The 15467-nt window shown below is 40.1% G+C and carries 15 protein-coding genes and 1 pseudogene; 10 read left to right on the top strand and 6 right to left on the bottom strand.

Features of this window, described 5'->3' with window-relative positions:
- Positions 1-42: 42 nt before the first annotated feature.
- The gene (locus tag BW961_RS06435; protein ID WP_068582374.1) at positions 43-1461 is read left to right on the top strand and encodes a DNA-binding protein; all 1419 of its coding nucleotides are present in this window, start codon (positions 43-45) and stop codon (positions 1459-1461) included.
- A gap of 146 nt (positions 1462-1607) precedes the next feature.
- On the opposite strand, the gene BW961_RS06430 is transcribed toward BW961_RS06435, so the two are convergent.
- The 5 genes from BW961_RS06430 to BW961_RS06415 form a co-directional block, all read right to left on the bottom strand.
- A complete protein-coding gene (locus BW961_RS06430) occupies positions 1608-2372 on the bottom strand; it encodes a DUF6081 family protein (protein WP_068582369.1) in 765 nt (254 codons plus the stop codon).
- A 43-nt stretch (positions 2373-2415) separates the two neighbouring features.
- Positions 2416-3333, bottom strand: coding sequence for a prenyltransferase (locus tag BW961_RS06425; RefSeq protein WP_068582366.1), 918 nt, complete (start codon positions 3331-3333; stop codon positions 2416-2418).
- A 165-nt stretch (positions 3334-3498) separates the two neighbouring features.
- Positions 3499-4032 carry a GNAT family N-acetyltransferase gene (locus tag BW961_RS06420; RefSeq protein WP_068582362.1) on the bottom strand — a complete coding sequence of 178 codons (534 nt, stop codon included), beginning with the start codon at positions 4030-4032 and terminating at the stop codon, positions 3499-3501.
- Between the two features lie 112 nt (positions 4033-4144).
- Positions 4145-4252, bottom strand: coding sequence for a sporulation protein YjcZ (locus tag BW961_RS29480; RefSeq protein ID WP_082867389.1), 108 nt, complete (start codon positions 4250-4252; stop codon positions 4145-4147).
- 92 nt (positions 4253-4344) lie between these two features.
- Positions 4345-5019, bottom strand: coding sequence for a hypothetical protein (locus tag BW961_RS06415; RefSeq protein WP_068582358.1), 675 nt, complete (start codon positions 5017-5019; stop codon positions 4345-4347).
- Positions 5020-5264: 245 nt separating this feature from the next.
- On the opposite strand from BW961_RS06415, the gene BW961_RS06410 reads away from it, so the two are divergent.
- The 7 genes from BW961_RS06410 (at position 5265) to BW961_RS06380 (ending at position 12593) form a co-directional block, all read left to right on the top strand.
- Positions 5265-6866 carry an ABC transporter substrate-binding protein gene (locus BW961_RS06410; protein WP_068582355.1) on the top strand — a complete coding sequence of 534 codons (1602 nt, stop codon included), beginning with the start codon at positions 5265-5267 and terminating at the stop codon, positions 6864-6866.
- Positions 6867-6929: 63 nt separating this feature from the next.
- On the top strand, positions 6930-7880 hold the full coding sequence (locus tag BW961_RS06405) for an ABC transporter permease (RefSeq protein WP_068582351.1): 951 nt from the start codon (positions 6930-6932) through the stop codon (positions 7878-7880).
- An 8-nt stretch (positions 7881-7888) separates the two neighbouring features.
- Positions 7889-8734 (top strand): ABC transporter permease, encoded by an 846-nt coding sequence (locus tag BW961_RS06400; protein ID WP_068582348.1) that lies wholly within the window; start codon positions 7889-7891, stop codon positions 8732-8734.
- Positions 8735-8775: 41 nt separating this feature from the next.
- A complete protein-coding gene (locus BW961_RS06395; protein ID WP_068582345.1) occupies positions 8776-9783 on the top strand; it encodes an ABC transporter ATP-binding protein in 1008 nt (335 codons plus the stop codon).
- The gene (locus BW961_RS06390) at positions 9780-10766 is read left to right on the top strand and encodes an ABC transporter ATP-binding protein (protein ID WP_068582342.1); all 987 of its coding nucleotides are present in this window, start codon (positions 9780-9782) and stop codon (positions 10764-10766) included. Before BW961_RS06395 ends, BW961_RS06390 begins: the two co-directional genes overlap by 4 nt.
- Positions 10767-10986: 220 nt before the next feature.
- Complete coding sequence (locus BW961_RS06385; RefSeq protein ID WP_068582337.1) at positions 10987-11433, top strand: hypothetical protein; 447 nt, start codon at positions 10987-10989, stop codon at positions 11431-11433.
- A 128-nt stretch (positions 11434-11561) separates the two neighbouring features.
- A complete protein-coding gene (locus BW961_RS06380) occupies positions 11562-12593 on the top strand; it encodes a PHP domain-containing protein (RefSeq protein ID WP_068582335.1) in 1032 nt (343 codons plus the stop codon).
- Positions 12594-12710: 117 nt separating this feature from the next.
- Here BW961_RS06380 and BW961_RS06375 read toward each other — a convergent pair.
- Positions 12711-13315 (bottom strand): annotated as a pseudogene (locus BW961_RS06375) (NAD(P)H-dependent oxidoreductase).
- 229 nt (positions 13316-13544) lie between these two features.
- Here BW961_RS06375 and blaI point away from each other — a divergent pair.
- Together blaI and BW961_RS06365 are read left to right on the top strand one after the other, a co-directional pair.
- Positions 13545-13919, top strand: coding sequence for a penicillinase repressor BlaI (blaI, locus tag BW961_RS06370; RefSeq protein WP_068582332.1), 375 nt, complete (start codon positions 13545-13547; stop codon positions 13917-13919).
- A gap of 32 nt (positions 13920-13951) precedes the next feature.
- Complete coding sequence (locus BW961_RS06365; RefSeq protein WP_076576709.1) at positions 13952-15466, top strand: M56 family metallopeptidase; 1515 nt, start codon at positions 13952-13954, stop codon at positions 15464-15466.
- The last annotated feature ends 1 nt before the right edge of the window (position 15467 follow it).

The raw sequence follows: 15467 nt of genomic DNA, 5'->3' as shown, positions 1-15467 counted from the left end.
TATTATATACTTAATATTGCAGTCATGGAGGTGTTTTAGTTGATGAAACAAAACACTACGATCCGATCACAAATAGAAGAATACATAAGACAATCAGGAATGGACCTACACTCATTCTCCAACTCAATCGGCATGGACCCACCGATGTTAAGTACGTTGTTACATAGTAATCCCCTAGATATGTCTATAGAACAACTAGATCTTATTACTGCTGGTATGGAACTCTCAGAAGGAAAGTTATTCGAATTATATATAGTGGAGTGCTTAGGAACTACTACTCCGGACTGGGAGAGAATACGACCCTTTCTATTTCGATGTGCGGAACTAAATCGTCATGAGTGCATTCGTACAGTAATAACATATCTAGTTGAACCAACAAATCAGTCAGTCTCAATATTTGAAACAGCAGAATTCCTATTAGAACAAGGTTGGAAGGAAGCTGCAGCAATTATGTACGAAAGCGTTATAGAGACTGAAGAATCAAGTCATTCAGAACGCTTAGCAATTAGTTATTATAGACTCTTTCAGATTTATAGAACAGATGGGCATAAGAGCTTCATGATCGCTATGCAGTTCATCCCCTATCGCCATCGATTGCCCGATGCATATGCTCTTGATGGACTATTAATGCTGACTCAGCTATTTGCAGTTAAACAAAAGTGGGATGAAGTCGAGAATTATTCTGATGAACTGAGTCAATTAGCTGAAACAATCTATCTAAAACAGCAGCAGTGGGAAGATCCTGAATTCAATCCTGCTCGTCCTCTAGTGTATTATTATGGACAAGGGTATTTGTTTAAAGCAGGTTCTTATGAGCATCGTGGGATGTTTGCAGAGTCAAAGAAATGGATTGCAAAATATGCAGATATGAGTTGGCTTGAAGGGCTCGATGAAACTGGACTCAAGGAAGTACAACAATTCAACATGTTTGCTAATGCTAACTTATTGTCTATTGAAATAAAAGAAGGAGATCTAACACGGGTTGCAGAATATTTAGTTTTTCTCAAACAATATCCTGATGAACTTGTAGATGGATTAACTACGTTATTAGATACTTCCAATCGGAACAACGTTTTTATTGACGAATATCTCGATATTTTTGCTGATCAAATTGCACAATATCGAATTAATCACAAAGAAGGTTGGAGTAATCAAACCGTTACATATTACTATAAGGAACCTTATTACACCTATCGTTTTCACTTGTTTTTCCGGAAATATGCTTTATATTGTTTCAGAAAAAACCTTCTAAGAGAAGGTCTAGAGAATGTTTTAAAAAGCTTTAGACTTTCATTCAATATAAATAGCAAAGATGGTATGGTCAATAGTATGGCGTTATTTGAAATGCATCGTCATCATTCAACCCAAGAACAGCAATCTGTTTATTCTGAAATATGTAAGGAGGTGTGGGAACATGAAGAAAATCTCCGTCCGTTTGGTGACGCAGTTTATGATGATTAGTATTATAGGATCTGGAATTCTAGGATCTGGTGTTGTACTTTTCACTCATGGTATGTTTTCGTAAATAAAACAAGAGCTGTCCGCAAGAAGTCTTTAAAGACTTCTTGGCAGACAGCTCTCTTTTATTCATCAAAATGATTGTCTATCTATTCACCCAAATCCACATTCTTCGAAGATTTCGCTCCGTCCGTTGTCATAACGGTGATAGGCGACCATTCTGCAATCACGGTCTGTCCATGAACAGATACACTTCCTTCAGGCGATAAGTCCTTCTCTGTCATCATTCCTAGTGCAATCGTGAACTGATTCAACTTGATTGGGATATTCTTATCTCGTCTGATCTCAACACCATTCAAATAGAAAACAGCTTCGTCCGTAACACGGTTATACGTGATTTTATAATTGTTAAATTCTCTTGCTTTGAAGTTCGTGTCTTCTTTAAATATGCAGAAGAAGCGTGTCTTATCCGATGGTGGCACTACAACTCCTGGAAAAGGGAGAATGCCGAATACGCTCGCATACTTATCATTTCCAGCAAAGAAATCAAGCGCTGCACCCGTTGTGAAGTCGAGTAAATTCAAAGATACATATCCGTCGTACAGGTCATTTGGAGCTGTATTCTGTGTACGTGCACGGATATCAAGTTCGAAGCTTATTTCACCCTCTTCTGGTACAATGACAGGCTCTACAGAGTAATACATATGTTTCGCATTGTCTAGAATTTGAATATGGTCATTCTGCCGACTTAAAGTTGCCCGAGCATACAGAATTCCATTACGAACAATGACTACCGCATCAGGTTCGCGATATTCCCAGAATGATCCGTCTGGAAGTGGGAATCCTCCCATTTTCCATACTTGTCCTTCATCTAAAATAGTATGAAAATCACCAATCACACGTGTATGTTCCATCTACAATCCCTCGTCTCTTCTATTATGATTGTTTCTATTATCGTTAAATTAACCCTTGAATAATCATGATTATGATAAGTATGAACCCAAACCGATATGTTCCTTTTACGGAACCTCCCATTAATGGTAAATACGCTCGTGAAGGGTTATGATCCTTCAATTTACCATACACTCGGTACAGCGGAATCAGCACTAACCATGCAATCAACGCATAATACGGTAGCGATCCCACGAGAACAGCTACTAACAGCGCTATTACTGCAAGGAGAAGTAACACTTTTGAGAATCGAAGTGCTTTTGCCTCACCCCATACTACAATCAAGGTTTTCTTACCCGCTTGAAGATCTAGCTTCCAATGTAAGAAATGATGATTAAACAGAATAAGAGTCGTAAGTAGTCCAATAGGTAAAGATAACACAAAAGCTCGAACATCCATATGAGATGTCTGAACATAATAAGCACCCATTACAGGCAATACACCAAAGGAAAGTAAAATAGCAATTTCACTGAAACCTTTTCCTCGGTAACCTAATCTCAATGGCGGTGCTACGTAGAAATAAGCGATCATTCCTCCAAGAAGCCCCAGAACAAATGCCCACCAACCACTAAAGATACTTAGAATAACACCAGATAGAATAGCTATTCCAAATAAAGACCACGTTACGATCGTATAGCCTTTAACACTCCATGTCCCGTTTGTCAGATACCCAGAGTGACTGGTTATTGCATCCACCTCTTCACTCGCACCCGTATCCGCACCATTCTTATAATCCCATAAATCATTAATCATATTGGAAAATAGATGGGCAAGCCCTGTTCCAAGTAGTGTTAGCAAGAATAGCCACACATTAAATACGCCATCCCATACCCATGCGCCTAGTGCTCCTAGAGCAACTGGAATAAGCATAACCATAACAATTGAAGCTCGTGATGCCTTTAAAAACTGTCTGAACTTGTCCAAGTCCATGCCCTCCTTCTCTATAAGATGTGAACCCATCATGCAACTTGAAAATACCGCCTACACATATCATCGTAGACGGATTACTTGTAACATTCCTAAAATACAGAATATCATATTTTGTTGGATTTTGTCATGATTATGAGACTGGATTAATCTTCTGTATCCTTACAGTAACTTCTCATATTTACTAAATCCATTAACTCCACCCATATATTCGTAGCCACACTGGCTATAGAAACGATTTAGCGTTATATTGTCGCCGATACAATCCAGTCGAATTCGATCTTTATCGTTATAACAAACACCACTTTCAATCCAACGTAAAATATCTGCTCCAAGACCTTTCCCAGCATGATCACGATGAATAGCAAGCCTATGTACAAACACAGATGTGTTCAATTCGCCTTCGTTCTCGCCCCACAAATCTTTATCCCATTCGCTCACCATTTGCTTCAGAATAACAGTTCCCACGCAAACGCCATTTTCTTTAAAAGCAAAAACTTCACCACGCGAAATAGAGCCGACCATATCATGACTATCTTCTCCCCGCAACAAACCACTCCATTGCGTTGAACCTTTACTTTGTAGCCATCTTGCAGTCCCAATTAGTATATCCATAATTTCATCTGTATCCCTCACGTTAGCTTGAGTTGCTGTAACTCGCTCATTCACATAGCCATTACTGATGATTGAATTCATTCATATCCTCCGTTGTATATATTATTAATCATAGAGACAGGCAAAAACGTAAGGCCGGTAGTATCTACCCGGCTTTTCTTTTTTTGCCTGCATAACTATTTCAATCGTCTAATTATAGAATAAATGCTTTAGAAATAATAACTAACAAGATGAAAAGAACTAAAATTGCACCTGTAGATCCACCTAAACCAATTCCTCCGTAACCTCCAACTCCACTCATGATTCATTCCTCCTTTTGACTAGAATACATCATAGCTTATTCAGGATGCGGATTATGGAGCGGGCTAATAGGAATGAATTTGAAAACTTCAATTATTTATTATACCTGACAGGTTCTAATGTCTTAAACATGGCCTCAACTAATGGATCTAATGGATTCCTAATTGTTCGAGTATCTTTATATTTCACTTGTTCAGCTGCTTCCACCATAGATAATTGGGCAACAGAAATGACTTTGTTCTCATTAACAATTAATGTACTCAAGAACTTAGATACTGCCAAATTGTATTCTTCTTGTCTTCCTTGCATGATTAACTCAAACGTATTTTGAATGATCATAACCTCTACCTCAGGGGATTTCCCTTGAGTTGTAGCATAATCGTAAAGACGACACATCGTACCTTCCACCGTGGCAGGATTCGTAAATACAATAATCTGTGGTTGCTGGATATTGCAAATATATTCAAAGAAAGGTTCATCAATTTTTATTATTGGCGTAGATTGGGTTAGTTCCTCTTCCTTTAACAAAGCAATATAATTTGTACACGTAATGAGAATAGCATCCACCTTGTTCTGGGCAATCCATTCTATTTGCTCCTTCACTTTATTGGCAGCATCTGAACGTTTGAAACTTTCATCAAATGTTACTCGGTACATTAAGGCAGGATCCACAAAGTGTACTAATTCAATGTCATATTCAGATAATGCCTTTTCTATATATTGAATGTTCGAATAATGCGCATGTAAGCATGCTAATCTCTTCCTCAATTTACTCCCCCTTTTCATAAAACCTTGTCACTATTATACATCTATCTATCATGAATACGAGCGTTCGTCTTTAGTACATTTAATCTAACTTAATCCTTAACATGTTCTGTTTCTACGTGCGAAAACACCTCAAAAATATCACATTATTTAATTCTTATAAGAAAACTTGGTTTAATGTCTTGTTTTGTCGATAAAGACAGTTATAATAGAGTATAAATCACAAAAACATCTTAGGGGGATTTTACATGAAACACAGAAAACTATGGTTAACCGCTGTCCTTGCGCTTGTATTGGTACTGAGTGCATGCGGCGGTAACAACACAGCTCAAACAGATACTAAGGTTCCACAAGATGCAGCTTCAACCGATAGCGGCCAACCGAAAGATGGCGGTTCGATCATCGTCGCAGTTCAAGATGACCCTAAGGTTATGAATCCAATCTATGCAGGAGATCGAGTAACACTTACAATTGACCAATCCTTGTACGCTCCGTTGTTTAACATTAATGACGGTAAGAAAACTTATGTACTTGCTGAAGATGTAAAAGTATCAGACGACAACCTTACTTATACGATTAAGCTACGTGACGGATTGAAATGGCATGATGGTGAAGCTCTTAATGCAGATGATATCGTATTTACAGCGAATAGCATTCTAGATGAGAACCAACATAGCTTTCTACGTAGTCAATTCGTGTTGAATAATAAGCCAATCAAAGTTAACAAAGTGGATGACTTAACTGTAGAATTTATACTTCCGGAAGTAACCGCCGCTTTTGACGGGGCTCTTGTACAATTCTTCCCGATTCCAGAACATATATTTGCAGGTGTTGCAGATATTGAGAAGAGTGACAAGAACAATGCTCCTATAGGTTCAGGTCCCTTCAAATTCAAAGAATATCGCGCAGGTGAATATGTAACGTTAGAAAGATTTGATGATTATTTTGCTGGTAAGGCTCATTTAGATACGGTAACTTACCGTGTCGCTAAAGATACGAATGCAGCAAATCTAGCGCTTCAAAATGGCGAAATCCAAATGCGTATGGTCGACACTCAAGATTATAAAAAACTCAATGATACAGGAAAATTCAATCTGCTAACGTATTCTGAAGGTCGTCTTCAGTATATGGTCTTCAACCTAAATACCGATGTCATGCAGAAGAAAGAAGTTCGTCAAGCGATTGCTTATGCACTAGATAAGAATGAGATCATTACAGCTTCCTATACTTCCAATGAATTTGCTGAGCCTGCGTCCTCCATTCTAACACCTGATACATTGTACCAAACGAGCGATCTTGAAAAGTATGACTATAACCTAGAGAAGGCTAAACAACTGCTTGCCGATGCAGGCGTTAGCAACTTGAAGATTCGCTTAGCCTATACAAATACTAACAAACCGCAAGAAAGTCAGGCCCTATACATCCAACAAAAGCTCAAAGATGTAGGCATTGAGTTGGAATTGTTACCAATGGATGGTACAGCATACGGGAATAGAACGTTAGATTTGAACAACAAAGATTTCGAACTATCCTTTGGCGGCTACATTATGGGATACGAACCGGACGCTTATAAGACACTCTTCCAGAGTGAAGCTGCATATAACTATTCACATTATAAGAATGCAGAGTTCGACAAGCTATGGGATACTGCAGCTGTAGAAGTTGATACTACGAAACGTGCAGAATTGTATAAACAAATTCAACAAACTGTAGCTAATGAAATGACCGTTTACCCGATTGCTTACACCAAGGCTATCGTTGCGGTGGACAATACTTATAGCGGTATAGAGAAAGCTACTCCAAAACCAGTCGTGATGCTAGAAGACTTTTCCCAAGTATACAAAAAATAAATGTAGCAATTCTTACTACAAACGCCGGTCGGTAACGTCCGGCGTTGGTCCGGAGGGGTATTCTTGAGAAGATATATCTTGCGAAGGGTTGGACAAGCTGTCCCCCTTCTTTTATTTATTTCAATAATATCGTTCGCGCTTATCAAGCTTGCACCGGGTGATCCAGTTCTATCTTTTGTTACACCCAATATGGGAGCTGAGGACGTCGAACGTATTCGCCAAAACTTAGGCCTTGATAAACCTGTGTATGTTCAGTATTTATTGTGGCTCAAAAATGTACTTTCAGGTGATCTTGGCTACTCAATAGTTAATCATCGTCCCGTGATGGAACAAATATTAGGTCGTCTTCCCGCTACAGTAGGACTTATGGGTGCAGGGTTACTTCTTTCTCTACTTATCTCTATTCCATTAAGTATGTATGCTGGATCACGTAAGAATCGCCCGATTGACCGCATTCTTAGCTTATTCTCTTATATCGGGATATCAATTCCGAGTTTCTGGTTCGGTATTATGCTCATCTATTTATTTGCAGTTAAACTACATTGGCTTCCTAGTATGGGCATGCGCACTGTAGGCTCCGACTCCATACTAGATATTATTAAACATGGTATTCTACCTGTGACCGTACTACTCTATATGAACGTTTCTGTCTATATGAGATATATCCGTTCTAATACCATCAGCCAATTGGAAGAGGATTATGTACAAATCCAATATGCCTATGGGTCGACTACGGGAACCGTATTATGGAAGCATGTATTCAAGAATGTACTCCTACCCGTCATTACAATTCTAGGGATGTCTCTTCCAGAGCTCATTGCTGGAGCTTTCATTACGGAATCTGTGTTTTCATGGCCTGGCATGGGTTCTCTAGGCATAACAGCAGTATATGGGCTCGATTATCCAATTATTATGGGTATTACGATGCTCTCCTCCATCATGCTTGTTGTGGGCAATCTGGTGGCGGACATCTTATACGGCGTGGTTGATCCACGTATCAAGACGATGGGGTGAGTAGCAAGATGAATTCAATTAGATGGCGTAACATAACTACACAATTACGTGAACAAAAGATAGGGATAGCAGCGATAGCCGTTCTGGTGTTATTTGTGATTGCCGCCGCATTGGCTTTTCTATCTAAATATGACCCCAACCAAATCGTTGTGCTTGATCGATTAAAGCCACCTGATTCTAACCATTGGTTCGGAACAGATGATTACGGACGAGATTATCTTGCCAGAGCTTTATATGGGGGCCGAATATCTCTTAGCGTCGGTTTTCTCTCTATGGTTATTTCTGTCACACTAGGAATGACTGTAGGAACGATCAGTGGATATTTCGGGGGTTGGGTAGATAATCTGCTTATGCGTTCGGTTGACGTACTGATGGCCATCCCTTCTTTCTTTCTCATGCTTATATTAAACGCATATATGAAACCAGGGATTGGAACAATCATTGTCATAATAGGTGCGCTCAGTTGGATGGGCATTGCCAGAATTGTAAGAGCTGAGACACTCTCCGTTAAAGAACGAGAATATGTACTGTATGCCCGAGTGTCGGGTCAGAGCAAAATTCGTATAATTATTAAACATATTATTCCGAATATTATGCCTACCATTATTGTATCAGCCACGATCAATATCGCTTCAGCCATTCTTATGGAATCTTCACTTAGCTTCTTGGGACTCGGTGTGAAGCAGCCTAATTCCTCATGGGGAAGTATGCTAAATGATGCACAGAGCTTCATTAGTGAAGCCCCTTATCTAGCTATTATTCCTGGGGTATTTATATTACTGACTGTGCTATCGTTCAATTTCCTTGGTGATATATTTCGAGTAGCCTTTGAACCGAAAGCAAATAAACGTTAATGAACCTAATCATTCATTTAGATATATTGGAGTGAGGTATTATGAGCGACTTACTATCTGTGCGAAATTTAAAGACTTCGTTTATGACTCGTGCCGGTGAAGTTCAGTCTGTCAGAGGGGTTAGCTTCAATGTACAAGCTGGAGATGTTATTGGCATTGTTGGAGAATCAGGAAGTGGCAAGAGCGTCACTGCGAAATCAATTATTGGATTAATTCAACCTCCAGGTAAAATTTTAGACGGACAAGTCATGTTTAACGATAAGAATCTAGTATCTATGTCGGATAAGGAATTACGTAAAATCCGTGGCAACGAAATTTCAATGATCTTTCAGGATCCTATGACTTCCCTTAATCCCGTTATTCGTGTTGGTAAGCAATTAATTGAGGTCATCAGACGTCACCGCAAATTAGACAAACATGAAGCAAGACAGCGGGCTATTGAATTACTTCGTGAAGTTGGGATCCCTTCACCTGAGCAACGGATTGATCAGTATCCTCATGAGTTTAGCGGTGGTATGCGGCAACGCGTGATGATAGCTATGGCTCTCTCATGTAACCCTCAACTACTCATTGCAGATGAACCAACCACAGCGCTGGATGTCACTATACAAGCCCAAATTCTAGGACTCATGAAGCAACTCAAGGAACGTACGAATACAGCTATTTTATTAATTACACATGATCTCGGCGTTGTCGCCCAGGTATGTACGCGGGTCATCGTCATGTATGGGGGTCTGATCATGGAAGAAGGAACCGTGGAAGAAATCTTCGAACATCCACGTCATCCTTATACCCAAGGTTTGTTGAGATCGATCCCTAGGGTTACCTCTGGTGGACGGCAACGATTAGCCACTATAGAAGGTACACCACCAGACCTTCTTGACCCTCCTTCGGGTTGTCCTTTCATGGAAAGATGTCCACATGCAGGGGACATCTGCAAGACGATGCCTCGCTATACCGAATTCAATGAAGAGCACCGCGCTCTTTGCTGGCTATATGAATCTGCTGAAGGCAATGATGCGAAGTGGAGAGAGGGAGATACACCATGAATCCAAATCCAGAAATTCTACTAGACGTCAAAGGATTGAAGAAATATTTCCCTGCTCGTGGAGCTGGAAGTAGTGGCCGCAATATGTTAAAAGCTGTAGATGACCTCACCTTTCACATCAACCGAGGAGAGACTTTCGGCTTAGTGGGGGAATCAGGTTGTGGTAAATCCACGACAGGCCGAAGTATTGTCCGCTTATACGATGTGACAGATGGCGAGATTCATTTCGATGGACATAATATTGCCAATAAGAATGAACGGCAATTAAAACCATTCCGTAAAAGGATGCAAACGATATTCCAAGATCCCTATTCCTCATTGAATCCAGGTATGAATGTCGCGCAGCTCATTAGCGAACCCATGGAGATTCATGGTATCGGAAGCAAACAAGATCGCCGTGATACTGTATTAGAATTACTTGAGAAGGTTGGTCTGAAAGCTGAACATGCCCAGCGTTATCCACATGAATTCAGCGGAGGTCAACGCCAACGGATCAGTATTGCAAGAGCCCTATCCGTTCGGCCTGAATTTATATTGTGTGACGAACCTATCTCAGCGCTCGACGTGTCTGTTCAAGCTCAAGTCGTTAATATGCTTGAAGATCTCCAAGCAGAATTCGGTCTAACTTATCTGTTCATTGCACATGATCTATCTATGGTACGCCATATCTCAGATCGTATCGGAGTGATGTATCTTGGTAAGCTTGTCGAGCTTGCTCCAAGCGATGAATTATATGATCACCCAGCTCATCCTTATACTCAAGCTCTGCTTGAAGCCATTCCGCAACCCGATCCGAAGATAGCTCAACAACTATCTTCACCTTCGATTACAGGTGAATTACCAAGCCTGATGCAGAATTTCCAAGGCTGTAATTTCGCCTCAAGATGCCCCTTCGCTACGGAGCGGTGTCGCCAAGAAGAACCTCAATGGCTTGAAATATCACCAGGTCATTATACAGCATGCCATTTACATGGAATGAACTAAAGACGTTTAGTCAACTTTAGTTCATTACATGTACATGGAATGAATTAACGACACTATTTAACGTTAGTTCAATCCATTTACATGGAATGAATTAAAGACGCTTAGTCAGCTTTATTTCATTCCATCTATTGGAATGAACTAAAGACACTAGTCAACTTTATTTCATGCCATATAGATGAGAACTAAAAAATATGAGAATACCGAAAGGCGGAGTTATCACATGAGTCTTGAAATCACTATTTCACAACATACTGCGATTTTGCTAGAACATGCCAGAAAATCGTTGAACGATGAGGCACTGATTAGAGAAGCTGTTCGCTTAAAAGATGCTACACTTCTTAAAAATGCAGAAGAAGAGCATTATCAATATGAAGATTTCTTTACGTATGCTGAGGAGCATAACGAGAAGCTCGAACAGGCGCTTGAAGGATATCGAATGACCTTTAATACACGAAATGGTCTGAAAATTTGGACTGAGGAAAAATTCAATCTTCAAGCCCATGTAGACTTCAGCTTTGGTGAGGATAGAATGGATGACATTAAACTTACTAAACACCAAGTTTCACAATTAAAGGAATCTCTCGCACTTAACTGGGTAGTATTAGAGAAGCCACATCACGAAGGGATTCAAGAAGTCTCTCTAGTTCTACGTGGAAATATCAAATAGAACACCATATACAATGTTATAAGAATCACTCCACGTATTTAACATATTGTTTACACATGTATGCGCTACAGCTAACGGTTGATCGATACAATACATTAAAGTACACATGAAACAAAGGAGGCTATGTATTGAAAATCGACTTTCACTTTCACCTAGAAGAGGGAACTTATTCCTTAGCATGGCTTAAACGTACAGCATTAGCACTGGAGCAAACCTCGCGTAATCATACCAGTCATACGGAATATGAATCCCGTGCTTGGATTGAACATATCACCAGAAGTCTAGCGCGTAGAATGAAAGAAGGCTGTTACTCCGAAGACTGGATTACAAGATATCTAGAACAAGGTCGCAAGAAAGGTATCACAAAGTTCGGAGTTGTGGATCATTTATATCGTTTCCACGAGTTTAAGAGCTATTATGAAGAATTCATGCTGTTAGATGACAGCCCCATTGGTAAGATGCAACGTGAGTGGTTAGATCTTGTATGCACTTACTCCATAGAGGATTATTTATCGGGTATGCGTAATGCAGCAAGGTTCTATGAAGATCTATCGATAGGTGTTGAAGCCGATTATTTCCCTGGTTCTCAGGATAAACTTAAAGCTCTTCTTGAACCTTATCAAGTCGATTATGTCATCGGTTCTGTTCATTTCCACGAGGGATGGAAGTTCGATAATCCGGATACCCAGCGTCATTTTGAAGATCATGATCTCTCTTTGCTCTACGATCAATATTATCAGACTGTGATTGAAGCCGTACACAGTGGTCTTTTTCAATTCATGGCTCATTTGGATCATATTAAGGTGTTCTGCCCTCTTCCTCCACAAGATGAATTAGAAGTTCATTATAACAATGTAGCTGCTGCCCTTAGCATTGCTGATGTCGCTACAGAAATAAATACGGGGTTAGCTTATCGTTATTCAACAAATGAAATATGCCCGAGCACGTCATTTCTATCTATTTTGAAGGATTATGATGTACCAATCACACTTTCTTCCAACGCTCATTTTCCAGATGAATTAGGAAATATGCTCGATGATGCCCGCAAACTTGCTAAAGACATCGGCTATGAAGAAATCGTATATTTCAAAAATAAACAACGACTCATTATCCCTTTATATACGCCTGTGAACATGCCCCTTGTTAGCCTATCACTCTAAATAAAATCCCGAATTCCCACTCGTCCTCCCACCTCTATTCTAATTACACATAAAAAGATCCCCTATGCACGATGGCAGGGGATCTTTTATTTATCTTTCGATTAGTTTTTATTATTATTAACTCCCCTCTTTGAGCAATCCCGCAATCGTTGTCGTGCGTTTAGCTTGATGCTTCACTGCTACCTGAACATCCTCTATCATTTTCCCATCTTGACCTACAGTAACACTTGTCCCATATGGATTCCACCGGCCCCAAAGGCTACAGGATCCGTAAACCCAGGTGCAACGACAATGGCTCACCAATACATCGTTGTATATAAGGATAAAATAGTAGCTTCTTGGCCTCCGTATGGATTCTGGGCAGAAGACATCGCACTAACAGCCTTATTCGCAAGTTTACCTTGAAACCATAGACCACCTGTCGTGTCAAAGAACTGCTTCATTTGAGCTAGCATGATACCAAATCGTGTAGGAACACTAAAAATAATAGCATCTCCCCATTCAAGGTCAGCTAATGTTACTTCGGGTACATATTGCGTTTCTTCTAAATGTGCCTTCCAACCAGGGCTCGAGTCAATGACAGCTTGTGGAGCCGTTTCTGTAACGCGTAACACGTTCACTTCAGCTCCTGCTTCTTTAGCACCTTCTGCTGCCCACTCAGCCAATTGATGATTGGTTCCCCCAGAGCTATAGTAGATGATGGCTGTGTTTACATTTGACATATTATAGTCTCCTTTCCAAATTAATTAACTGAACTCAGTATTTTGAATTCTCGCCACACAAATTATTAGCCTAAAGCCTCAAATTCATGCAAGATCTCGCATAGATTCCTCCTATTCATATTTCTCTTACTCCCGTCCGACTTTTCATATATTTGACAATCGAAGATTACACATGTAATATAACAACCGTATTACATATGTAATCCAAAAAAGTCTGGAGGTCATCCTAATGAAAAATGTTCCCAATATATCTGATGCCGAATGGGAGGTAATGAAAGTTCTCTGGACCAAGGCACCATGTACGGCAAACGAAGTAATTGAGGTTTTAGAAGATCAGACAGATTGGAAACCGAAAACAGTAAGAACACTTTTAAATAGATTAACTCAAAAAAAAGCTATTTCGTATTCACAAGAAAATAGGGTTTATGCTTATTATCCACTAGTATCTGAACACGAATGTGTGAAGTCCGAAACTGATTCCTTCCTGAAAAGAATTTACGGCGGCGCATTTAAGCCGTTGCTTGTTAACTTTTTGAAAGAAGAACAGTTCTCTGCGGAAGATATTAAAGAATTGAAAAACATCCTTGATGAGAAGACAAAATAGATTAACTCGATTAAAGAAAGGAAAGGGTGAATATGAATCGAATAACAGAACACCTTATTAATCTCTTTGATTGCGTATGGTCTGTCTCGATCATGGCAAGTATTTTGGTCTTGTTGATTATGATGATGCAGCATGTGCTAAAACATCGATTGAAACCAAGATGGCATTACTTGATGTGGCTGTTGGTTATTGTAAGATTAATTGTGCCATGGGGCCCAGAGAGCGAGTTCAGTATTTATAATTGGATCGGTTATACGGATTCAGTTCACTCGGTTGTACAAGTTACTCAGGAAGAAATACTTGCGAAGACTGTTATACCGGCGGAAGCTGCTACCCATTCTATATATCGAATTTTAATGGTTATATGGATGATTGGCATGTGTTTATTGGGGATATACACCATCTGGATCAATAGAAATTTTGCCAAAAAGATGAGACAAGAGTCGGTTACGATAACTGATGTAAGAGTATTGGAGCTTTTCTATCAATGCAAAAAATTGATGTCAATAAATAAACCCATCGCTCTTATTAAATCTAGCAATTTGGCAACGCCGACCCTATTCGGTTTTATGAAACCCCAACTGATCATGCCTCATACTATTTTAAACAGCTTGAATGACGATGAATTGCAGCACGTGTTTCTACATGAACTGGCTCACAACAAGCGAAATGACATTGCCTTCAATTGGTTCATGCATGTCTTACTCATTATTCATTGGTTTAATCCAGTTCTTTGGTATGGTTATCATCGCATGCGGGAAGACCAGGAAATCGCAAGTGATGCTCTCGCACTAAGTTACCTTACTCCTGACAGAAGCCAGCACTATGGATATACACTTATTAAATTGTTGGAAAATTTCTCACAGCCTGTTCGAGTTGCAGGAAACGTAAATCTCACAGGAAGCAAAACACAACTACAAAGGAGAATTAAAATGATAAAACAATATAAAGCAAATTCGTATCGTATGTCGTTCCTTGGATTGGTAACCTTAATCTTCATAAGTGGATGCGCGTTAACGAATCCCAAAGTCAGTCAGACACCTATACAATTACCGAGTACGGTAACCTCCGAAGAGAATTTCACCGTAGCCTCTCTTGATGTGCAACAACCAACAGTCTCTAATGAAAAATCAAACGTAGACTCTTCTGTTGATCCGCAACCAACAGTCGCCAAAGAGAAACCGAGTGCCTCTTCTGACGGGGCGCAAGTCGTATCCCCCTCCAACCAGAAGACTGGAGTTGTCTCTTCTGAAGGGCCGCAAGTCGTATCCCCCTCCAACCAGAAGACTGGAGTTGTCTCTTCTGAAGGGCCGCAAGTCGTATCTCCCTCCAACCAGAAGACTGGAGTTATCTCTTCTGAAGGGCCGCAAGTCGTATCTCCCTCCAACCAGAAGACTGGAGTTGTCTCTTCTGAAGGGCCGCAAGTCGTATCTCCCTCCAACCAGAAGACTGGAGTTGTCTCTTCTGAAGGGCCGCAAGTCGTATCTCCCTCCAACCAGAAGACTGGAGTTGTCTCTTCTGAAGGGCCACAAGTAACCGCTCCTTAGG

The sequence above is a fragment of the Paenibacillus macquariensis genome, assembly GCF_900156375.1.
GTDB lineage: Bacteria > Bacillota > Bacilli > Paenibacillales > Paenibacillaceae > Paenibacillus_AQ > Paenibacillus_AQ macquariensis.
Note: the sequence above shows the minus strand (reverse complement) of the source record. Positions and strands in the feature narration are given on the sequence as shown.

What these genes read in the sequence shown, in the direction of transcription:
- BW961_RS06390 (WP_068582342.1), top strand. Translation starts at nt 9,780, where the DNA reads ATGAATCCAAATCCAGAAATTCTACTAGACGTCAAAGGATTGAAGAAA.
- BW961_RS06430 (WP_068582369.1), bottom strand. Translation starts at nt 2,372, where the DNA reads ATGGAACATACACGTGTGATTGGTGATTTTCATACTATTTTAGATGAA.
- BW961_RS06410 (WP_068582355.1), top strand. Translation starts at nt 5,265, where the DNA reads ATGAAACACAGAAAACTATGGTTAACCGCTGTCCTTGCGCTTGTATTG.
- BW961_RS06365 (WP_076576709.1), top strand. Translation starts at nt 13,952, where the DNA reads ATGAATCGAATAACAGAACACCTTATTAATCTCTTTGATTGCGTATGG.
- blaI (WP_068582332.1), top strand. Translation starts at nt 13,545, where the DNA reads ATGAAAAATGTTCCCAATATATCTGATGCCGAATGGGAGGTAATGAAA.
- BW961_RS06420 (WP_068582362.1), bottom strand. Translation starts at nt 4,032, where the DNA reads ATGAATTCAATCATCAGTAATGGCTATGTGAATGAGCGAGTTACAGCA.
- BW961_RS06385 (WP_068582337.1), top strand. Translation starts at nt 10,987, where the DNA reads ATGAGTCTTGAAATCACTATTTCACAACATACTGCGATTTTGCTAGAA.
- BW961_RS06435 (WP_068582374.1), top strand. Translation starts at nt 43, where the DNA reads ATGAAACAAAACACTACGATCCGATCACAAATAGAAGAATACATAAGA.
- BW961_RS06400 (WP_068582348.1), top strand. Translation starts at nt 7,889, where the DNA reads ATGAATTCAATTAGATGGCGTAACATAACTACACAATTACGTGAACAA.
- BW961_RS06395 (WP_068582345.1), top strand. Translation starts at nt 8,776, where the DNA reads ATGAGCGACTTACTATCTGTGCGAAATTTAAAGACTTCGTTTATGACT.
- BW961_RS29480 (WP_082867389.1), bottom strand. Translation starts at nt 4,252, where the DNA reads ATGAGTGGAGTTGGAGGTTACGGAGGAATTGGTTTAGGTGGATCTACA.